The 19754-nt window shown below is 74.7% G+C and carries 15 protein-coding genes; 9 read left to right on the plus strand and 6 right to left on the minus strand.

The window, feature by feature from the left end:
- Nucleotides 1-57: 57 nt before the first annotated feature.
- The gene (locus ABZ951_RS24875) at nt 58-783 is read right to left on the minus strand and encodes a helix-turn-helix transcriptional regulator (protein ID WP_344094268.1); all 726 of its coding nucleotides are present in this window, start codon (nt 781-783) and stop codon (nt 58-60) included.
- Between the two features lie 108 nt (nt 784-891).
- Nucleotides 892-1383, minus strand: a complete 492-nt coding sequence (locus ABZ951_RS24880; RefSeq protein WP_344094265.1) for a hypothetical protein — start codon at nt 1381-1383, stop codon at nt 892-894.
- Between the two features lie 1006 nt (nt 1384-2389).
- On the opposite strand from ABZ951_RS24880, the gene ABZ951_RS24885 reads away from it, so the two are divergent.
- From ABZ951_RS24885 to ABZ951_RS24895, 3 genes are all read left to right on the plus strand, one after another.
- Complete coding sequence (locus tag ABZ951_RS24885) at nt 2390-4057, plus strand: protein phosphatase 2C domain-containing protein (RefSeq protein WP_361280712.1); 1668 nt, start codon at nt 2390-2392, stop codon at nt 4055-4057.
- Between the two features lie 64 nt (nt 4058-4121).
- Nucleotides 4122-5864 carry a pyruvate dehydrogenase gene (locus ABZ951_RS24890; protein ID WP_344097168.1) on the plus strand — a complete coding sequence of 581 codons (1743 nt, stop codon included), beginning with the start codon at nt 4122-4124 and terminating at the stop codon, nt 5862-5864.
- A gap of 207 nt (nt 5865-6071) precedes the next feature.
- Nucleotides 6072-6737 carry an ATP-binding protein gene (locus ABZ951_RS24895; RefSeq protein ID WP_344097171.1) on the plus strand — a complete coding sequence of 222 codons (666 nt, stop codon included), beginning with the start codon at nt 6072-6074 and terminating at the stop codon, nt 6735-6737.
- A gap of 33 nt (nt 6738-6770) precedes the next feature.
- Here ABZ951_RS24895 and ABZ951_RS24900 read toward each other — a convergent pair whose 3' ends face one another.
- Nucleotides 6771-7820 (minus strand): DUF2637 domain-containing protein, encoded by a 1050-nt coding sequence (locus ABZ951_RS24900; protein WP_344097173.1) that lies wholly within the window; start codon nt 7818-7820, stop codon nt 6771-6773.
- A gap of 198 nt (nt 7821-8018) precedes the next feature.
- Nucleotides 8019-8882, minus strand: coding sequence for a (2Fe-2S)-binding protein (locus tag ABZ951_RS24905; RefSeq protein ID WP_344097175.1), 864 nt, complete (start codon nt 8880-8882; stop codon nt 8019-8021).
- A gap of 116 nt (nt 8883-8998) precedes the next feature.
- On the opposite strand from ABZ951_RS24905, the gene ABZ951_RS24910 reads away from it, so the two are divergent.
- Complete coding sequence (locus tag ABZ951_RS24910; RefSeq protein ID WP_361280714.1) at nt 8999-9775, plus strand: GntR family transcriptional regulator; 777 nt, start codon at nt 8999-9001, stop codon at nt 9773-9775.
- 38 nt (nt 9776-9813) lie between these two features.
- Here ABZ951_RS24910 and ABZ951_RS24915 read toward each other — a convergent pair whose 3' ends face one another.
- Entirely contained in the window at nt 9814-10608 is a 795-nt protein-coding gene (locus ABZ951_RS24915) for a hypothetical protein (protein ID WP_344097180.1), read from the minus strand.
- 474 nt (nt 10609-11082) lie between these two features.
- Complete coding sequence (locus ABZ951_RS24920; protein ID WP_361280716.1) at nt 11083-12798, minus strand: PucR family transcriptional regulator ligand-binding domain-containing protein; 1716 nt, start codon at nt 12796-12798, stop codon at nt 11083-11085.
- A 255-nt stretch (nt 12799-13053) separates the two neighbouring features.
- On the opposite strand from ABZ951_RS24920, the gene ABZ951_RS24925 reads away from it, so the two are divergent.
- The 5 genes from ABZ951_RS24925 to ABZ951_RS24945 all read left to right on the plus strand — a co-directional run bounded on the left by ABZ951_RS24925 (nt 13054) and on the right by ABZ951_RS24945 (nt 19612).
- Nucleotides 13054-13941 (plus strand): FAD binding domain-containing protein, encoded by an 888-nt coding sequence (locus ABZ951_RS24925; protein ID WP_361280718.1) that lies wholly within the window; start codon nt 13054-13056, stop codon nt 13939-13941.
- A complete protein-coding gene (locus ABZ951_RS24930; protein WP_344097185.1) occupies nt 13932-14444 on the plus strand; it encodes a (2Fe-2S)-binding protein in 513 nt (170 codons plus the stop codon). Before ABZ951_RS24925 ends, ABZ951_RS24930 begins: the two co-directional genes overlap by 10 nt.
- Nucleotides 14445-14446: 2 nt before the next feature.
- Complete coding sequence (gene pucD / locus ABZ951_RS24935; RefSeq protein ID WP_344097187.1) at nt 14447-16825, plus strand: xanthine dehydrogenase subunit D; 2379 nt, start codon at nt 14447-14449, stop codon at nt 16823-16825.
- 134 nt (nt 16826-16959) lie between these two features.
- A complete protein-coding gene (locus ABZ951_RS24940; protein ID WP_344097190.1) occupies nt 16960-18420 on the plus strand; it encodes an NCS2 family permease in 1461 nt (486 codons plus the stop codon).
- A gap of 28 nt (nt 18421-18448) precedes the next feature.
- Nucleotides 18449-19612, plus strand: coding sequence for an XdhC/CoxI family protein (locus tag ABZ951_RS24945; protein WP_361280721.1), 1164 nt, complete (start codon nt 18449-18451; stop codon nt 19610-19612).
- Nucleotides 19613-19754: the final 142 nt, after the last annotated feature.

The raw sequence follows: 19754 nt of genomic DNA on the forward strand, positions 1-19754 counted from the left end.
CTGCCGGACCGCGGCCGCCCCCGCTTCCGGGCGGGCGCCGCCGCCCGGCCCGGCCCGTCAGCCGGGCGGGAGCCAGCCGCTCTCGGCCGCGTGACGGCCGAGCTGGAGCCGGGTCGTGACCCCGGCCAGCTCCATCAGCCGCTTGACCCGCCGCTGCACCGTCCGCAGGCCCAGTCCGAGCTGCTTGGCGACGCTCGCGTCCGTCAACCCGGCCATCAGCAGGGACAGCACCCGCAGATCCATCGCGTCCGGGCCGGCCGCGGGGCCCTCCGGCGTGCCGTCCGGCCGGCCGCGCAGCGGGACCGCGCCGCTCCAGATGTCCTCGAAGAGGGTCACCAGCGAGGTGAGGAGCCCGCCGGGGTGGACGAGGAGGGCGGTGGGCTCGGCGGGGCCGGACGGGCGCGGGGTGAGGGCCAGCAGCGCCACCGCGCGATCGGCGACGACGAGCTCGGCGGGCACCCGGTCCGCGACCCTTATCCGGGCGGCCGTCCCCCGGTCCGGCGCCCCCGCCGAGGTCCGGGCGGACCGCTCGACCACGGCCCGGTGCGGTACGGCGCTCACCCCGTCGGCCAGGGCCGGCCAGGGGCTGCCCGCGAGCAGGGCGCACACCTCACCGCTCGCCCCGAACCGCAGCCGCCGCAGCCGCTCGGTGACGGCGGCCGTGCCGGTCACCAGTTCCACCGCACTGTGCCCGGCGGTCCGTGGCGCCTCCCGGCGGCACGGCACCGGCTCCCGGACGGCGTCCGGACCTATGGCGGCGTCCAGACCTATCGCACTTAGCACGCGACACCCCTCCCCACACCCGCGTTCCGACTCGGGTCATCATCCCTGGGTGGAGTCCGCCGTGCACTCTTCCCGTATTCCCCACAGTGTGGACAATAAGGGCATGAGTCAGCAGGGGGACCACCGCTCCGGCCAAGAGGACGCCTGGTGGGGCGAGTTGTACGACAAGAATGAACCCGACACCGGCTCCGCGGTCGAGGAGGACAGCCTCGACGACCGGTTCATCTCCGCCTCGGCGGTGGTGCGCGCGGAATCGGAACGCATAAGCGAAACAGCGAAGCCGACGGCCCGGTCGGGGACGAAACCCGGGCCCCGGACGGCCCCGAGGACGGCCCCGAGAACCCCGCCGAAGACGCCGCCGAGGAAATCCCCGCAGCGGGCGGCGAACGGCACGGACGGGCCCGCCGGCACCGAGCCGCCGGAGTCCGCCGGGCGGTCCGCCCCGGCGGGCGGCCTGCCCCCGCGGCCGAAGGGATACGGCGGGCCGCACACCCGCGATCTGCCGGGGCCGCCCGCCGTCCCGCCGCCGCCGGACATCGCGGGCCCGCCGCGGCTGCCGTCGCCCACCGCGTCGGAGCGGATCATCAGCGGCATCGACACGGATCCCAGGGCGCAGGTCCCGCCCCCGCGGCTGCCCAAGCCGCCGCGCCTTCCCGGCCCGCCGGACCTGCGCGCGCCCGTCGAACAGCCGGCGAAGCCGATGAAGCCGGTGCGTCAGCCGAGGGCGGCGAGGCCGCCGAAGTCCCAGAAGCCGCCGGAGCCGAAGCCGGCTGAGCCGGCGGAGTGGCTGGACCTCCCCGATTGGGTCAACCCGCCGTCGAAGACGGGGCCCCCGGAGGGATCCGGTTCACCGGAGCGGGACACACCGGCGCCACCCGTGACACCGCGCCGCCAGGGGCCGCCGCCGCAGCGGCAGAGCGAAGAGTGGGCAGAGCCGCCGGAGGAGACCGACCTGCCGGGCCGGGAGCCACCGGGAGTGCAGCCGTCGGGCGGACGAGCCGAGTGGGCGGAGCCCTTGGAGAGTGACGGCCCGTCGGGTGAGGGGCGGCGCTCCGGGTCTGCCGGGGGTCGTCAGGCTGCGGCCGGGCCACGGTCAAGTGAGGCGTCGGGCTGGGTTGAGCCCCTGGAAGGTGAGGGGCGGCGCCCGGCGCCGGGTCGGCCGGCGCGGTCGGAGTGGGCGGAGCCTTTGGAGGGTGACGGCCCGTCGGGTGAGGATCGGCGCTCGGCGTCCGGGGCTGCCGGTGGGCGTCAGGCTGCGGCCGGGCCGCGGCCGGGTGGGGCGTCGGGCTGGGCTGAGCCCCTGGAAGGTGAGGGGCGGCGCCCGGCGCCGGGTCGGCCGGCGCGGTCGGAGTGGGCCGAGCCCTTGGACGGTGACGGTTTGCCGGAGCAGGAACGGCGCTCGGCGTCCGGGGCTGCCGGTGGGCGCCAGGCTCCGGCCGGGCCGCGGTCAAGTGAGGCGTCGGACCGGACGCAACCCCTGGAAGGCGACACCCCCTCAGCCGACGAGCGGCCACCGGCCGCAAGCGCTTCGGGCCGCCGGACCCCGCCGGGGTCACGGCAGAAATCACCGGACCCGGCGGAGCCCCCACGGCGTCAAGCCCCGCCCGTGGGCTCACCGGACGAGTCCTCGGAGCAGAGCCGGCGCGCGAGCGAGTCCTCGGCCTGGTCGGAGCCCCTGGAGCGGGACGACGACCCTCCGAGCCAGGAATCCCCCGATCCCCGGCAGCTTCCGGCCCTCGCAGACCCCGCCGAACCCGTGGCCCCGGGCTGCTCGCCGGGAGGGGACGTGTCCCCGGAGCGGGACGACCCGGACCGGCGAGGGCCGGTGCTCGGCTCGCCCCGGCGGCCGGGCCCGGCCGCCGGGCCCCCTGACGCACCGGAGCGGACCCCGGGGCGCACCCCCGAGCTCCCCCGGTCCGGCGAGCCGTCGGAGGCCCTGGAACGGGCCGAGCCGCCCGCCCCGCGCCGGCGGCGCGCCCCCGAGCCCCCGGAGCGGCAGGGGCCGCCCGAATCCCTGGAGCGGCTCGACCCGCCCGGACGGGCCCGCCGGGAACGGCCCGAGTGGGTCGAGCCCCCCGGGCTGCCGCGTCCGGACCGGCCCGAATCCCCGGAGCGTGACGATCCACGCGGGCCGGACCGGTGGCGGACGGCGGCCGAGCCGCCCGGCCGCCAGGGGCCGGCGGAAGGCGCGGAATCCCTGGAGCGGGTCGACCCGCCGAACGGCCGCATCCCGATGCCGCGCCAGACCGGGCCCCGGCGCCCCGGGGAGCCCCGCCGGCCCCTGGTGCCCCGGCAGCAGGCCCGGCCGGGCCCCGGCCCGGTCGACTACGTCGGCGAGCGGCCCCCCACCTACGACGCCGAGCCCACCTCCTGGCCCGCCACCGACCCCGGCGGGCTCGCGGACCTCGTGCCCGACACCGTCCTGGACGGGGCCCGGTACGGGGCGGTGACCCTGCGCGCCGTGTCGCTGCGCGGCGACTCGGCCCGCTACCGCGGCGAGCAGCGCCGGGACGCCCTGCTGACCGCCCGCTTCGGCGAAGGGGACAGCGCCCTGCTGTTCGTCGCGATGGCGTCCCCCGCCCGCGCGGCCGGCGCGGCGCACCGCGCGGCCCGGGACATCTGCGCCTGGCTCGGCGGCGCCGTCGGGCGCAGCCACGCCCGGCTGGCCGACGACATCCGCGGCGGCCGGCGCGGGGAGCTGGGGTCCGGGCTGCACCGGCTCACCGACCGGTCCTACGGCCGGCTGCGCGCCCGCGCCGCCGAACTGGGCCTGCGGCCCGAGGAGTACACCGCGGCCGTCCGCTGTCTGCTGCTGACCGCAGACGGCACCTGCCGCACCCGGGTGTTCTTCGGCGTCGGCGGAGGCGGCCTCTTCCGGCTCCGCGAGGGCCTCTGGCAGGACCTGGACCCGGACCCGGAGCCCGGCCGCGCCGACCCCCCGGGGGAGATCACCGGCGGCCGCGGCGCCGGGGACCGGACGACCCTGGACCTCGGCATCCCCACGCCCGGCCTCACCCCGGTCGTCGGCCCCGCCGAGGTGCCGGGGGAGCCCTTCCGCTTCCGGGCCTCCGTCGCCCGCCCGGGTGACACCCTGCTGCTGTGCAGCACGGGCCTGGCCGAGCCGCTGCGCGGCGAACGGGAGCTCGGCGACCGGCTGGCCGAACGGTGGTCGGCGGGCGAGCCCCCGGGGCTGGCCGCGTTCCTCGCGGACACCCAGCTCCGGGTGAAGGGCTACGCCGACGACCGGACCGCCTGCGCCCTCTGGGAGGCATAGCCACGTGTTCCGTGGGTTCATGGGGGCAGGAGCCGACCCAGGAACCCGACCGGAGGAAGGCACGATGGCGAAGCAGACGGTGGCGGAACAGTTCGTGGACGTCCTGGTGCGAGCCGGGGTGCGGCGGCTCTACGGGGTGGTCGGGGACAGCCTGAACCCCGTGGTGGACGCGGTCCGCCGCACGTCCGGCATCGACTGGGTCCAGGTCCGCCACGAGGAGGCCGCCGCGTTCGCCGCGGGCGCCGAGGCCCAGCTGACGGGCCGGCTCGCGGCGTGCGCCGGCTCCTGCGGCCCCGGCAACCTCCACCTCATCAACGGGCTCTACGACGCCCACCGCTCCATGGCCCCGGTGCTCGCTCTCGCCTCCCACATCCCCAGCAGCGAGATCGGCACCGGGTTCTTCCAGGAGACCCACCCCGACCAGCTGTTCCGCGAGTGCAGCCATTACAGCGAGCTGATCTCCAGCCCCCAGCAGATGCCCCGGGTGCTCCAGACGGCCGTCCAGAACGCGATCGGACTGGGCGGCGTCAGCGTGATCTCCCTGCCGGGGGACATCGCGGGCGCACCGGCCCCCGAACGCAGCATCGAGCACGCCCTGGTCACGGAGCGCCCCTCCGTGCGGCCGGGTGACGCCGAGATCGACGCGCTGGCCCGGATGGTCGACGAGGCCAGGAGGGTCACCCTCTTCTGCGGCAGCGGCACCGCGGGCGCCCACGACGAGGTGATGCGGTTCGCGGAGCGGGTGAAGGCGCCCGTCGGGCACACCCTGCGCGGCAAGGAGTGGATCCAGTACGACAACCCGTACGACGTGGGCATGAGCGGGCTGCTCGGCTACGGCGCCGCGTACGAGGCCACCCACGAGTGCGACCTGCTGATCCTGCTGGGCACCGATTTCCCGTACAACGCCTTCCTCCCCGACGACGTGAAGATCGTGCAGGTGGACGTGCGGCCCGAGCGGCTGGGGCGCCGCTCCAAGCTGGACCTCGCGGTGTGGGGCGACGTGCGGGAGACGCTGCGCTGCCTGACCCCGAAGGTCCGGGTCAAGGAGAGCCGCAAGTTCCTCGACAAGATGCTGAAGAAACACGCCGACGCCCTCGAAGGCGTCGTCAAGGCGTACACCCGCAAGGTGGAGAAGCACAAGCCGATCCACCCCGAGTACGTGGCGTCCGTCCTCGACGAGGAGGCCGCGGCCGATGCGGTCTTCACCGTCGACACCGGCATGAACAATGTCTGGGCGGCCCGCTACCTGACCCCCAACGGGCGCCGCCGGGTCATCGGTTCGTTCACCCACGGCTCGATGGCCAACGCCCTGCCCCAGGCGATCGGCGCCCAGTTCCTCGACCGCCGCCGCCAGGTCGTCTCGATGTCGGGGGACGGCGGCTTCTCCATGCTGATGGGCGACTTCCTCACCCTCGTCCAGTACGACCTGCCGGTGAAGGTCGTCCTCTTCAACAACTCCTCCCTCGGCATGGTCGAGCTGGAGATGATGGTCGGCGGGCTGCCGTCGCACGGCACGGGCTACCACAACCCCGACTTCGCGGCCGTGGCCCGGGCCGCGGGCGCCCACGGCATCCGGGTGGAGAAGCCCAAGGACGTGCGCGGCGCGCTGCGCGAGGCGTTCCGGCACAAGGGGCCGGCGCTCGTGGACATCGTCACCGACCCGAACGCCCTGTCCATCCCGCCGAAGATCAGCGCGGAGATGGTCGGCGGTTTCGCGCTCTCCGCGGGCAAGGTGGTCCTGGACGGCGGGGTGGGCCGGATGCTTCAGATGGCGCGGTCCAACCTCCGCAACGTGCCCCGGCCCTGACCGGGGAATGGCCCGGATGAAACGTTAATCCGCACGGAGCCAACGGCATATTCGCGCTCGGCACAAGACGCGCCAGCATTCCAGTCATATCACCATGTTGATGGGTCAACAGGCGTCATTACCGGCGGGCCGGGGCATGCATTGCCGTGAGCGTGCGTGAACGTGTTCGATGCCGGGGCGCCGGGGAGGGGTCGGGGTCGGGGAAGGATGAAGCGGCAGATTGCGAACCGGGTGGGTGCGGACGGCCGTGCGGGCCGGGAAGAGTCCGCGGGCCGCGGGCCGGAGCGGGCGGACGGTGCGGCGCACCCGCGCTTCGAGAGACGGCTGGGGCGCCGGGAGCTCACGGCGGTCCGGGAGGTGCGGGCCGAGCTCCGCCGGCTGCTGGCGCACTGGGGGGCGCCGGGGCGCGCGGATGTGGCCGAGCTGCTGGCGAGCGAGCTGGTCACCAATGCCCTGGTGCACACCGACGGGGGAGCGGTGGTGCGGGCCCATATCACCGCGGGCGGCACCGCGGAGGACGCCGGAGGGCGCCTGCGCGTCGAAGTGCGGGACTTCCTGCCGCGGCCGGACACCGAGAGGGACGCGTGGAACGCGGCCGGTGACCACCGGCGGAATGCCCTTGGCTGCGATCTTAAAAATGACCGTACGGCAGACTATGAAAAGTCTCCGGGGGCCCGTTCCGGGAGCGACTTCGGAATTGATCAGGAGAAAAGCCGGGAAATTGCGCAGGGCCGGGAATTGAACGGCGCCGGGGCGGCCGCCACTTCGGGGCGCGGGCTGCTGCTCGTCCATTCCCTGGCGGACGGCTGGGGGGTACGGGCCCACGCCGTCGGAAAGGCGGTCTGGTTCGAGCTGGACGCCCGGGAGCCCTGAACCGCCGCTCGGCGACTCAGGGCCGACAGGGCGTCAGCCGAACTGGCGCTCGATCTGGGCGAGTTTGGCCTCCAGTGAGTCGAGCCGGGGAATGGCCTGGGTGTCGTCCTCGGCGGTGAGGTCGATCGGCTCGCGGCCGCTCACCGCCTGGAGCGGACGGGCACGTACGGGGAGCTGTCCCTGTTCGGCCGCTATGGAAGGGTCCGAGCCGAGCTGCGCGGGCTGGGGTGCGGCGGTGACCGCCGGGGCGCCCACGTCCACCTGCCGGCCGCCCCTGGCGCGGCCCCAGACCCGGTGCTGCCGGTTGTACGCCTTGATGCGGGCCCGCTCCAGCTTGCCGGCCTCGCGCCGCCGCACCCGGTCCCGCTCCAGCTGCCGCTTGTCCTCGCGGACCTCCTCGACGGCCTCGTCCAGCGTCCGCACGCCCTCCAGGAGCATCAGCGACCAGGCGCCGAAGGTCTCGCGGGGTGCCCGCAGCCAGCGGACTATGCGGATCTGGGGCAGTGGGCGGGGCACCAGCCCCTGCTCGCGCAGCGCCGCCCGGCGGGTCTGTTTGAGCGCCCGGTCGAAGAGCACCGCGGCCGACAAGGACATGCCGGCGAAGAACTGCGGGGCACCCGCGTGGTCCATCCCGCGGGGCGCGTGCACCCAGTTGAACCACGCCGCCGCGCCGGCGAACGTCCACACCAGCAGCCGGGAGCCGAGCGCCGCGTCGCCGTGGCTGGCCTCGCGCACGGCGAGGACCGAGCAGAACATGGCCGCCCCGTCGAGCCCGAAGGGCACCAGATACTCCCAGCCGCCCGTCAGGCCCAGGTTCTGCCGTCCGAACCCGACCAGCCCGTGGAAGGAGAGGGCGGCGGCCACCGCGGCGCAGCAGAAGAGCAGCAGGTACGAGGCGATGCCGTAGATGGTCTCCTTGCGGCGCCTGCGTTCCTCCGTGCGCTCCCAGGGATCCGAGGACGCCCCCGCGTCGTCCGCGCTGCCGTGCCGGCTGCGTGCGAGCACCGTCACCGCCACCACGGCCCCGGCGAGCGCCACGACACTGGGGAGCATCCAATTCAGCGGTATATCGGTCACTCTCATCTTGCGTCCCTTGCATAGCTGTACGGCCTTTCGCGCGCCATCCTGACGGAATCGGACCGTTCGCCAAAGGGTTTCGCAACAACTGCCTGCCAATGGACGGCAAGGGCATACAGATAGGTGTGGGGAAATTCGAACGCCGGTCAGGCGAAAGAGAATTACGTTCCCCTGGAATCGCTCGATCGGGTGGTGTGCCCGGGATCAGCTTGCGGACATGCGCTTGATGCGGTCCGCGTCGCAGGTGCGCGGGCAGGTGAGGCAGGTGTCATCGGGGCGCAAGGTGTAGAAGAAGCAGCAACTCGCCCGGTCGCGGGTCTGCAGGGTCTCCCCCCGCGGCCCGGTCAGCTCACGAAAGGCCGTGCCGCCGACGAACGGGGGTGTGGCCCCCGGCAGCAGCAGCTCCAGCTCACGCGCCGCGCGCGGCTGCTCGCCGAACAACTCCCCCAGATACCAGAGCCCTTCGGTGACGTCGTCGGTCACCATGCCCCACAGGGCCCGCGAACCGCGCCGCATCCGCGGCCGGAAGGCGGCCAGCACCGGTTCGAGGTGCCCGGCCACCGCCGCCCGCACCTCGGCCCGCAGCGCCTCCTCGTCCGCCACGACGCGGGCGCCGGGCGCGGACGCCGCCGGGTCGTCCGGCAGGCAGGCGAACTCCGTGACCCCGGCCGTCAGCCGGCCCTCGTCACGGTGGAAGGAGACGGCCCCGGCCGGCAGCCGCGGCACCCGGCGGAGCAGGAACCAGGGAACGGTGACGAGCAGGGCGACCGGCCACGCGTACCGGTGCAGCCCGAAGCTCGCGACGACGTCCGGGCGCGCCCGCTCCCCGTACTCGCGCAGGATCTGCGCCTCGTCCCAGGCCAGGAACGCGTCGAGGGCGCCGCCGCCCGCTGCCAGCTCCGCTCCCGTCACCCAGCCGTCGCCGTGGCGCGGTGGCTCCACCGTGACCGTCAGGGACGGGAAGACCTCCGTCAGCCGGGCATAGGCGCCGGCGACCGGGGCGGGAGCCGGGGCCGCGGCGGTGGCCGGGGCGTCCGGGGAAACCAGCGGGATCAGCTGGAGGGGCATCCGTGGACCACCGTAATCGCGATCGTTTAGAGGTAAGGCTTACCTTACCCGAGCGGAACGGGGTTTGAACTGTCAGAGGGGCGGCCTATCGTTCACAGGGACACAGGAGGACCCCAATGGAGCAGGGCAGACCCCATACGGCGGTACCGGGGCCCGGCACCGGCGTGCCCGGGCGGGCCGCGCCCGAAGCGCACGCCGAGCACGTCCGCGGTGAGCACGTCCACGGCGAGAGCCCCTACGGCGCCCCCGCGCCCGTGCCCGCCCAAGCGCGCCGGATGCCGCAGCGCTACTCCGTCCGGGGCCAGATCCTCGACGCCCTGCGCAAGGCCCTGGTGAGCGGCGAGCTCGTACCGGGCGAGGTCTACTCCGGGCCCGCGCTCGGCGAGCGGTTCGGTGTCTCCGCCACCCCCGTCCGGGAGGCGATGCAGCAGCTCGCGCTGGAAGGCGCCGTCGAGGTCGTCCCCAACCGCGGCTTCCGCGTCACCCGCCGCAGCGCGCGCGACCTCGCCGAACTGGCCGAGGTGCGCGCCCTGATCGAGGTCCCCGCCGTGCTGGGCCTGGCCCGCACGGTCCCCACGGCGCGCTGGTCCGAGCTGCGGCCCGCCGCCGAGGCCGCGGCCACCGCCGCGGCCACCGGTGACCGCGCCCGCTACGCCGAGGCCGACCGGGCCTTCCACCGCGCCCTGCTCGGCCTCACCGGCAACCGCCAGCTGGTGACGGTCGCCGACGAGCTCCACCGCCGCGCCCAGTGGCCGATCGCCCAGGCGCCCGCGGTCCGCACCGCCGACCTCATCGCCGACGCGGCCGAGCACCTGGCCCTGCTGGAAGCGCTGACGGCCCGCGACCTGCGGGCCGTCGAATCCCTGGTGCGCGGGCACTTCACGGGCGCGTAGCGCCGGCGGCCTGCGACCTGTTCTGTCCGGTCCCGCTCTCAGTCGGGCGTGGCCGCCGGAGGCAGGCGGTCCGCCAGCCAGGCCGGCACGCCGCCCAGCAGCCGGACCAGCCGCGCGGCCTCCGCGCGGAGGCGGGCCGCCTCGCCCGCGTCGGGCAGCACCGAGGCCAGCGAGGCCAGGGCCGGGGCGATGCCGATCAGGTAGCCCAGCTCCTCCCTTATCCGCAGCGACTCCGCGAAGCCGTGCCGGGCCTCGGCGAGCTTGCCGTCGTGCTCGGCCATCGCCGCCACGTGGCGCCAGGTGAAGGAGAGCAGTAACCGCTGCCCGTGCGCCGTCGCCCCCGCGTGGGCCCGCTGGAAGGCGGCGGTCGCGTCGGAGGGGTTGTCGGACAGGTGCTGGGCGATCAGGCCCCGCCGGAAGTTCAGCAGCGGCCGGGTCGGTGACCCCGCGGCGAGCAGGGCCGCGGCCCGGCCCAGCGCGGAGCGGGCCTCGTCGGCCCGGTCGCGCACCCCCAGCAGGGTGGAGGCGTAGGCGAGATGCCCGCGCTCGCACGCCGCGGCGCCCCGCTCCTCGTCGTCCGTGGCGAGAGCCTCCGCCGAGCGCAGCGCGTCCTCGGCGGCCCCCCAGCCCTCCGCCGTGAACATGCACTGTTCGATCAGTACGGCCGTGCGCCGCAGCGCGGTGCCCACCTCCGTGGCGGCGCGCGGCGCGAGGAGCGCGGCGGCGTCGTCCCAGCAGGCGCGCGACCGCAGTCGCCATACGGCTCGTTCGAGTGGATCGTCCCCGTGCGGGTCCGGTCCCTGAGGCTCCTCCGACAACCCAGAATTACGCATGGCGGTATCCGCCACAGTGCCCTCCCCAAGCGCGCCGGTGTGCTCCGCATCTCAGCACGAAGGGGTGGGCGCGGCCAAGGGGTGGGTGTGAACCAGTTCACAAAGTTCTGGCCAGCCCGCTACGTTGCCGCTGCGCGGGGCGTTTCCGGGTTTCTCGCCGTTGCCCCTGCGGGGGGCGTGTCCGCTGCGCGGGGCGTTCAATGTGCGGGGGTGGGTGGGAGAAAAGACCTGTGGTGACCCCGTGCCTGGCAGCGAACCGTTACCCCCACGGGTTTCTTACCCCCCAATCACGGGAGGTGGCGGGTCGGAGCGGGTGGGGTGTTCGGGGCGTAAAGCGAAGCAGCCCCGAAACCCCCACCCGCGCAGGCCCGACACCGCACCTGAACAGCCCCGCGCAGCGGATACGCCCCCCGCAGGGGAAACGGCGCCGCACCCGGCAACGGCGAGAAACCACCGGAACCGACAAGCCCAGCGCTAGCTGATGCGCAACGCCAAGAAAAAGTCCAGCTTGTCCTCAAGGCGCGACAAGTCCCGCCCCGTCAGCTGCTCGATTCTGCCCACCCGGTAGCGCAACGTGTTCACATGCAGATGCAGCCGCGTCGCGCACCGCGTCCAGGAGCCGTCGCAGTCGAGGAACGCCTCCAGGGTCGGGATGAGCTCGGCGCGGTGCCGGCGGTCGTAGTCGCGCAGGGGGTCCAGGAGGCGGGCCGTGAACGCGCGGCGGACGTCGTCGGGGACGAAGGGGAGCAGCAGGACGTGCGAGGCGAGTTCCTGGTGGCCCGCGGCGCAGACCCGGCCCGGACGGGCCGCCGCCACCCGGCGGGCGTGCCGCGCCTCCTCCAGCGCGCCGCGCAGCCCTTCCGCCGAGTGGACGGGGGCGCTGACGCCGAGCGTGAGGCGGCCGTCGTCGGCGAGGCCCCGGGAGAGGGGTTCGCGGACGGCCTTCAGGAGCGCGTCCGCGTGCAGTCCGGGCGCCGCCGGGACGTCCGCGGGGTCGGCGGCCAGGTCCTCGAAGCTCTCCGGCCGGGCCGGCACGGCGGGCAGCGGGACCAGGGCGACGGCCTCGTCCCCGACGTGGGCGACGGCGATGCGGTCGGACGGCTCGGGTCCGGTCGCCTCGGGGGCGACGAGGATCTCCTCCAGGAGCGCCTGGGCGACCGGGCCGCCGGGGACGTCCCCGCCCTCCCACTCGACGCGGGCCACGACTACCTGCCAGTGCGGGGCGCTGCCGAGCCCCGGCAGCAGCACGGGGGCCGCCACCCGCAGCCGGGCCGCGATCTCGGCGGGGGCCGCGCCGGTCTGGACGAGTTCGAGGACTTCCTGGGCGAGCCGGCGCCGCACCGTGCGGGCGGCCTCGCGGCGCTCGCGTTCCACGGCGATCAGCTGGGTGACGCCGTCCAGCAGGTCGAGCCGTTCCGCGGGCCAGTCGCCGGCGTCGGCCTCGACGGCCAGGAGCCAGTCCGACAGGACCGTCTCGCGCACGTCACCGGCGGCCGCGCCCGCGCCCGCGGCCGCGCCGACCGGGAACAGCGAGTAGGTGCTCCCGGCCACGGTGACCCGGTGCGGGCCGCGGCGGCCCGTCCGCGCGGCGGCCAGGTGTTCGCCCGCGAGGGTGGCGCAGACGGCGCCGGGCAGCGCCGGCCCGGCCCCGGCCAGCGAGGAGCCGGCGATGGGGCGGCCGGTGGGGGAGAGCACCCAGGCTCGCAGGTCCAGGTCGGAGCCGAGCAGGTCCAGGACGACCTCGGGGCCGCCGCCCGCGGGGCCGGACGTCATCAGCCGCCGGTGCCGGTCGACGACCGCGGCCAGGTCCCCGGCCCGTTCGCTGGAGACCTGCCGCACCACGTGTTCCGTGATGGACGCGAAGGAGACGTCCTCCACGACCGAGAACAGCGGCAGCCGGTGCCGGGCACACGCCTGCACCAGGTCGTCGGGGGTCGAGCCCATCTCCGCCTCGCCCGCCGCGAGCCCGGCGACGCCGGCGCCCGCCAGGATCCGCACGAACCGCTCGGAGTCCTCCGGCTCGCGCCGCCACGCCAGGCCGGTGAGCACCAGCTCCCCGCCGGAGAGGTACCGGCTCGGGTCGCGGAGGTCGGTGGTCATCACCCCGCGCACGGTGCGGTCCAGCTCCTCCTCGCCGCCGAGCAGCCGGAGGCCCAGCGCATCGGTCTCCAGGAGTGCGCGCAGCCGCATCGTCGTCGCCGCCGATCTGTCTTGTTGTTATCAGTGGAATGCGGTGAGGTTTCGGAACCTCGCCTTTCGTTCGAATCTACAAGACTGCGGGGACGACCAGCCAACCGCTTCATGGTTTCGGTGACTGCACCGGGGCACCCGGTCGTCGCTGTACTGGGCCCACGCCGCGTGAACAGCACATGAACCGCTCCGCCGGACGGCCCCGCGCTCGCCCCTTCGGGCCCCGCGCGGGACCCGATCGAGAAGAGAACCCCCATGGAGTTCCTGCGCCCCGGCAGCTGGGAGGAGGCTCTGGCCGCGAAGGCCGAGCACCCCACCGCCGTGCCCATCGCGGGTGGCACGGATGTGATGGTCGAGATCAACTTCGACCACCGCCGTCCGGAGTACCTGCTCGACCTGAATCGCATCGGCGATTTGTACGAATGGGAGGCCGGTGACGAGGAGGTGCGCCTGGGAGCGGCCGTCCCGTACACGCGGATCATGGAGCAGCTGCGGGGGCCGCTTCCCGGCCTCGCGCTCGCCTCGCACACCGTCGGCTCGCCGCAGATCCGCAACCGCGGCAGCGTGGGCGGCAACCTCGGCGCCGCGTCCCCGGCCGGGGACGCCCACCCGGCGCTCCTGGCGGCGGGCGCCCGGGTGGAGGCGGAGTCGGTGCGCGGCACCCGGCTGATCCCGGTGGAGGAGTTCTTCACCGGCGTGAAGCGCAACGCCCTGGAGCCCGACGAGCTGATCAGGGCCGTGCGCATCGACACCGCCGACGGCCCCCAGCAGTTCTCCAAGGTCGGCACCCGCAACGCCATGGTGATCGCCGTCTGCGCCTTCGGCCTGGCCCTGCACCCGCGCACCCGCACGGTGCGCACCGGCATCGGCTCGGCCGCGCCCACGCCCCTGCGGGCCCGGGTGGCCGAGGACTTCCTGAACGCCGCCCTGGCGGAGGCCGGCCTCTGGGACTCCGGCCGGCCCGTGCCCCCGTCGGTGGCCCGGGAGTTCGCCGAGCTCGCCGCCGGCTCCTGCAATCCGATCGACGACGTGCGGGGCACCGCCCGGTACCGGCGGCACGCGGTGGGCGTCATGGCCCGCCGCACGCTCGGCTGGGCCTGGGACGCCTACCGCGACAGTGGGAGGAACACCCGATGCGCGTGAACTTCACGGTCAACGGCCGCCCGCAGCAGGCCGACGACGTCTGGGAGGGCGAGAGCCTGCTGTACGTCCTGCGCGAGCGGCTGGGCCTGCCGGGCTCGAAGAACGCCTGCGAGCAGGGCGAGTGCGGGTCCTGCACGGTACGCCTCGACGGGGAGCCGGTGTGCGCGTGCCTGGTGGCCGCCGGCCAGGCGGAGGGCCGGGAGGTCGTCACCGTCGAGGGCCTGGCCGCCCTCGCCGCCCGGCGCGCGGACCGGGAGCCGGGCGACGGCGAACTCTCGCCCGTGCAGCAGGCGTTCATCGACGCCGGCGCCGTGCAGTGCGGATTCTGCACCCCGGGCCTGCTGGTCGCCGCCGATGAACTCCTGGAGCACAACGCCGAACCCTCCGACGCGGACATCCGCGAGGCCCTGTCCGGCAACCTGTGCCGCTGTACGGGCTACGAGAAGATCCTCGACGCGGTCCGCCTGGCGGCCGCCCGCACGGAGACGGAAGGGGCGGTCTGACCATGGGCACCGCACGCATCCCCACCGGCCTCACCCAGTCCAGCCGCACCCGGGGCGGCATCGGCGAGTCCACCCTGCGCCCCGACGGCACCCTGAAGGTGACCGGCGAGTTCGCCTACGGCTCGGACCTGTGGCACGAGGACATGCTCTGGGGCTTCACCCTCCGCAGCCCGTACGCCCACGCCAGGATCCTGTCGATCGACGTCTCCGAGGCGCTCGCCACGGCCGGCGTGTACGCCGTGCTGACCCATGACGACCTTCCTGCCGCGACCCGCTACGGGCTGGAGATCCAGGACACCCCCGTCCTCGCCGACGGCGTCGCGCGCTACCACGGGGAACCGGTCGCGCTCGTCGCCGCCGACCACCCCGAGACCGCGCGGCGCGCCGCCGCGAAGATCAAGGTGGGCTACGAGGAACTGCCCGTCGTCACCGGCGAGTCCTCGGCCCTCGGGCCGGACGCGCCCGTGCTGCACCCCGGCCGCGACGATCACCACGCGCCCCACGTGCCGCACCCCAACATCGTCCACCGGCAGCCCGTCCGGCGCGGGGACGTCGCCGCCGCCCGGGCCCGCGCCGACGTCGTCGTCACCGGCAGCTACGAAGTGGGCATGCAGGACCAGGCGTTCCTCGGCCCCGAGTCGGGGCTCGCGGTGCCCGCCGAGGACGGCGGCGTCGACCTGTACGTCGCCACCCAGTGGCTGCACGCGGACCTGCGGCAGATCGCCCCCGTCCTCGGCCTGCCCGAGGAGAAGGTCCGGATGACGCTCTCCGGCGTCGGCGGGGCCTTCGGCGGCCGCGAGGACCTGTCCATGCAGGCCCACGCGTGCCTGCTCGCCCTGCGCACCGGCCGGCCGGTGAAGATCGTCTACAACCGTTTCGAGTCGTTCTTCGGCCATGTGCACCGCCACCCCGCCACCCTCCACTACGAGCACGGGGCGACCCGGGACGGCCGGCTCACCCACCTCGCGTGCCGGATCGTGCTCGACGGCGGCGCGTACGCCTCCTCCTCGCCGGCCGTCGTCGGCAACGCCGCCTCCCTCGCCGCGGGCCCCTACGTCGTCGACGCCGTGGACATCGAGGCCCTCGCCCTCTACACCAACAACCCGCCGTGCGGAGCGATGCGCGGCTTCGGCGCCGTCCAGGCGTGCTTCGCCTACGAGGCGCAGATGGACAAGCTGGCCGCCGCCCTGGGCCTGGACCCGGTGGAGTTCCGCCAGCGGAACGCCATGGCACAGGGCGCGGTCATGCCCACCGGGCAGGTCGTGGACGCGCCCGCGCCCGTCGCCGAACTCCTGCGCCGCGTCAAGGCGCTGCCCCCGCCGCCGGAGCGGCAGTGGGAGAGCGCGGGCGGCGCGCCCGACGTCCGCTCGCTGCCGGGCGGGCTGTCGAACACCACGCACGGCGAAGGCGTCGTCCGCGGCGTCGGCTACGCGGTCGGGATAAAGAACGTCGGCTTCTCCGAGGGGTTCGACGACTACTCCACGGCACGGGTGCGGCTGGAGGCCGCCGGCGGGCAGCCGGTGGCCACGGTACACACCGCGATGGCGGAGGTCGGCCAGGGCGGGATCACCGTCCATGCCCAGATCGCCCGGACCGAGCTCGGCGTCACCCAGGTCACCATCGCCCCCGCCGACACCCGTGTCGGCTCCGCGGGCTCCACCTCCGCGTCCCGCCAGACGTACGTCACCGGCGGCGCGGTCCGGCACGCCTGCCGGGCCGTCCGGGAGCAGGTCCTGGAGCGGGGCAGGGCGCGGTTCGGTACGTACCACCCGGCGTGGGCCACCGCCGAACTCCTCCTGGAGGACGGCAAGGTCGTCACCGACGCGGGCGAGGTCCTGGCCGACCTCGCCGAGATCCTCGACGACGGTGCCGTGGACGTCGAGCTGGAGTGGCGGCACCGGCCCACCGAGCCGTTCGACCTGGCGACCGGGCAGGGCAACGGCCATGTCCAGTACTCCTTCGCCGCCCACCGCGCCGTCGTCGAGGTCGACACCGAGCTCGGCCTCGTCAAGGTCGTCGAGCTCGCCTGCGCCCAGGACGTGGGCAAGGCCATGAACCCGCTGGCGGTGATCGGCCAGATACAGGGCGGCAGCACCCAAGGGCTGGGGCTGGCCGTGATGGAGGAGATCGTCGTCGGGGCGGACGGGCGGGTCCGCAACCCCTCGTTCACCGACTACCTCATCCCCACCGTTCTCGACACCCCCAGCATGCCCGTCGACATCCTCGAACTCGCCGACGCGCACGCCCCGTACGGGCTGCGGGGCGCCGGCGAGGCCCCCACCCTGTCCTCCACCCCGGCCGTCGTCGCCGCGATCCGGGCCGCCACCGGCCTGGCACTCGCCCGCGTGCCGGTACGGCCCGAACACCTCACCGGCACCTGACCCGCCGTCCCCGCCGGCCGCCGCACGCCCCCCGGCGGCGGCCGGGCCCCGGCACCGCACCACCATCCAGTCGTCTCGGGCCGTCCCCCGGGTCGTGCAGCCGATCCACCTCCCCGGAAAGGGGAACAGGCATCATGGCCCAGTCATCCGTGGAGCCGAGGACCACGGCGGAAGGCGCGGGCGCGGGCTCGCGTCCGCCCGCCGGACGGTCCCGGCTCGACCGGTACTTCCACATCAGCGCCAGAGGCTCCACCGTCGGACGCGAGGTCCGCGGCGGCATCACCACCTTCATGGCGATGTGCTACATCCTGCTGCTCAACCCGCTGATCCTGTCCGGCCCGGACGCCGCGCAGCACACCCTCGGCCACTCCGCGCTGATCACCGCCACCGCTCTCGCCGCGGCGGTCTGCACCCTGCTCATGGGGCTGTTCGGCAAGGTGCCGCTCGCCCTCGCCGCCGGGCTGGGCGTCTCCGGGGTGCTCTCCACCCAGGTGGCACCCCATATGACCTGGCCGCAGGCCATGGGCATGTGTGTGATGTACGGCCTGGTGATCGTGGTCCTGGCCGTCACCGGGCTCCGCGAACTGATCATGAACGCGATCCCGCTGGAGCTCAAGCACGCCATCACCATGGGCATCGGGATGTTCATCGCCCTGATCGGACTGGTCAAGGCCGGCTTCGTGCACGCCTCGGCCGGCGGCGGCCCCGTCACCCTCGGCCCGTCCGGCGAGCTCGCCGGCTGGCCGGTCCTGATCTTCTGCGTCACCCTGCTGACCGTCTTCATGCTCCAGGCCCGCGAGGTGCCCGGCGCGATCCTCATCGGCATCGTCACCGGCACGGCCCTCGCCCTCCTCGTCAACGCGACCGCCGACCCCGGCCCCAAGGCGTGGCAGAACGGCGCGCCCGAACTCCGCGGCAGCGCGGTCTCCATGCCGGACTTCTCGCTCTTCGGCCAGGTCGCCTTCGGCGGCTGGGGGTCGCTCGGCGTGATGAGCGTCGCCATGATCGTCTTCACCCTGGTGCTGGCCGGGTTCTTCGACGCGATGGCCACCATCATCGGCGTCGGCACCGAGGCGCGGCTCGCCGACGACAAAGGGCGGATGCCGGGACTGAGCAAGGCGCTGTTCGTCGACGGGGCGGGCGGCGCGATCGGCGGCGTCGCCGGGGCCTCGGGCCAGACGGTGTTCATCGAATCGGCGACCGGGGTCGGCGAGGGCGCCCGCACCGGGCTGTCCTCGGTGGTGACCGGGCTGTTCTTCGCCGCGTGCCTGTTCTTCACCCCGCTCACCCGGATCGTGCCGGGCGAGGTCGCCGCCGCGGCCCTGGTCGTCATCGGCGCGATGATGATGAGCAGCGCCCGGTACATCGACTGGGCCGACCGGGCGGTGGCGGTGCCGGTCTTCCTGACCGTCGTGCTGATGCCGTTCACCTACTCCATCACGGCCGGTGTCGGCGCGGGCGTCATCGCCTGCACCGCGATCAGGGCAGCCCAGGGAAAATGGCGGGAGCCAGGGGTGTTCATGTGGGTGCTGACCGGCGTGTTCACCGTGTACTTCGCACTCCACCCGATCGAGAGCTGGCTGGGCGTCGGATAGCGCCCGCCCACCCGCAGAGGAGACCGCCATGCTGGACCTCGCCGACGAGTTGTGCCGCTGGTGCGACGAGGGACGGGACTTCGCCGTGGCCACCGTCGTGGCCGTCCGGGGCAGCGCGCCCCGCCCGCCCGGCGCGTCCCTCGCCGTCGACGCGGACGGCGCGGTGATCGGCTCCGTCTCCGGAGGGTGCGTGGAAGGCGCGGTCTACGACCTCTGCCGGGAGGCCCTGGAGAGCGGCACCCCCGTGCTGGAGCGATTCGGCTATTCGGACGAGGACGCCTTCGCCGTGGGCCTGACCTGCGGTGGCGTCATCGACGTCCTCGTCACCCCGGTGCCGGCCACGGCCGGGGACCGCCCCGTGCTCGCCGCCGCCCTGCGGGCCGCCGCGCGCGGGGAGAGCGCCGCCCTGACGCGGGTGGCCGCGGGCCCGGCGGGCCTGCTGGGGCGCGCGCTGCTCGTCCTGGCCGACGGCGGCCGCGACGGCACCCTCGGCGGCCCGGCCGCGCTGGACGCCACCGCGGCCGCGGAGACGGCGGCCCTGCTGGACACGGGCCGCACGGGAACGGTGGACGTCGGCGGCGACGGCGCGCGGTGCGGGGAGCCGGTGACGCTGCTGGTGGAGTCCAGCGTGCCGCCGCCCCGGATGATCGTCTTCGGGGCCGTGGACTTCGCCGCGGCCCTGGCCACGGCCGGCAAGTTCCTCGGCTACCACGTGACGGTCTGCGACGCGCGCCCCGTCTTCGCCACCGCGGGGCGCTTCCCCGGGGCGGACGAGGTGGTGGTCGCCTGGCCGCACCGCTACCTGGACTCCCAGGACCTCGACCCCCGCACGGTGCTGTGCGTCCTCACGCACGACGCGAAGTTCGACGTCCCGCTCCTGGAACGGGCGCTGCGGCTGCCGGTCGCCTATGTGGGGGCCATGGGCTCCCGCCGCACCCACGAGGACCGCCTGGCCCGGCTGCGCGAGGCGGGATTGACCGAGGCCGAACTGGCGCGGCTGCGCTCGCCCATCGGCCTCGACCTCGGCGCCCGGACGCCGGAGGAGACGGCCCTGTCCATCACCGCGGAGATCGTCGCCACCCGCCGCGGCGGCACGGGGGCCCCCTTGACGGGGGCGGGCGTACCGATCCACCGGGCCGGTCGGGGTGCACCACCGCTGCGCGGCGGTGTCCTCAGTCGCCGGACGGGCTGATTGGGCTGAGCTCAGCCGACTCGGCCCGTCCGGCGAGTCGTGTGGTGCACCACCGCTGCGCGGTGGTGTCCTCAATCTCCCCCAGCTACCGCTGGGAGGTGCCCCGGACGGGCTGGTGGTGGCTGAGCTCAGCCACCACCAG

Source organism: Streptomyces sp. NPDC046215 (genome assembly GCF_040646215.1).
Taxonomy (GTDB): domain Bacteria; phylum Actinomycetota; class Actinomycetes; order Streptomycetales; family Streptomycetaceae; genus Streptomyces; species Streptomyces stramineus.

What these genes read in the sequence shown, in the direction of transcription:
- ABZ951_RS24915 (WP_344097180.1), bottom strand. Translation starts at nt 10,608, where the DNA reads ATGCGTAATTCTGGGTTGTCGGAGGAGCCTCAGGGACCGGACCCGCAC.
- ABZ951_RS24940 (WP_344097190.1), top strand. Translation starts at nt 16,960, where the DNA reads ATGGCCCAGTCATCCGTGGAGCCGAGGACCACGGCGGAAGGCGCGGGC.
- ABZ951_RS24905 (WP_344097175.1), bottom strand. Translation starts at nt 8,882, where the DNA reads ATGCCCCTCCAGCTGATCCCGCTGGTTTCCCCGGACGCCCCGGCCACC.
- ABZ951_RS24895 (WP_344097171.1), top strand. Translation starts at nt 6,072, where the DNA reads ATGAAGCGGCAGATTGCGAACCGGGTGGGTGCGGACGGCCGTGCGGGC.
- ABZ951_RS24930 (WP_344097185.1), top strand. Translation starts at nt 13,932, where the DNA reads ATGCGCGTGAACTTCACGGTCAACGGCCGCCCGCAGCAGGCCGACGAC.
- ABZ951_RS24945 (WP_361280721.1), top strand. Translation starts at nt 18,449, where the DNA reads ATGCTGGACCTCGCCGACGAGTTGTGCCGCTGGTGCGACGAGGGACGG.
- ABZ951_RS24890 (WP_344097168.1), top strand. Translation starts at nt 4,122, where the DNA reads ATGGCGAAGCAGACGGTGGCGGAACAGTTCGTGGACGTCCTGGTGCGA.
- ABZ951_RS24925 (WP_361280718.1), top strand. Translation starts at nt 13,054, where the DNA reads ATGGAGTTCCTGCGCCCCGGCAGCTGGGAGGAGGCTCTGGCCGCGAAG.
- ABZ951_RS24910 (WP_361280714.1), top strand. Translation starts at nt 8,999, where the DNA reads ATGGAGCAGGGCAGACCCCATACGGCGGTACCGGGGCCCGGCACCGGC.
- ABZ951_RS24920 (WP_361280716.1), bottom strand. Translation starts at nt 12,798, where the DNA reads ATGCGGCTGCGCGCACTCCTGGAGACCGATGCGCTGGGCCTCCGGCTG.
- pucD (WP_344097187.1), top strand. Translation starts at nt 14,447, where the DNA reads ATGGGCACCGCACGCATCCCCACCGGCCTCACCCAGTCCAGCCGCACC.
- ABZ951_RS24900 (WP_344097173.1), bottom strand. Translation starts at nt 7,820, where the DNA reads ATGAGAGTGACCGATATACCGCTGAATTGGATGCTCCCCAGTGTCGTG.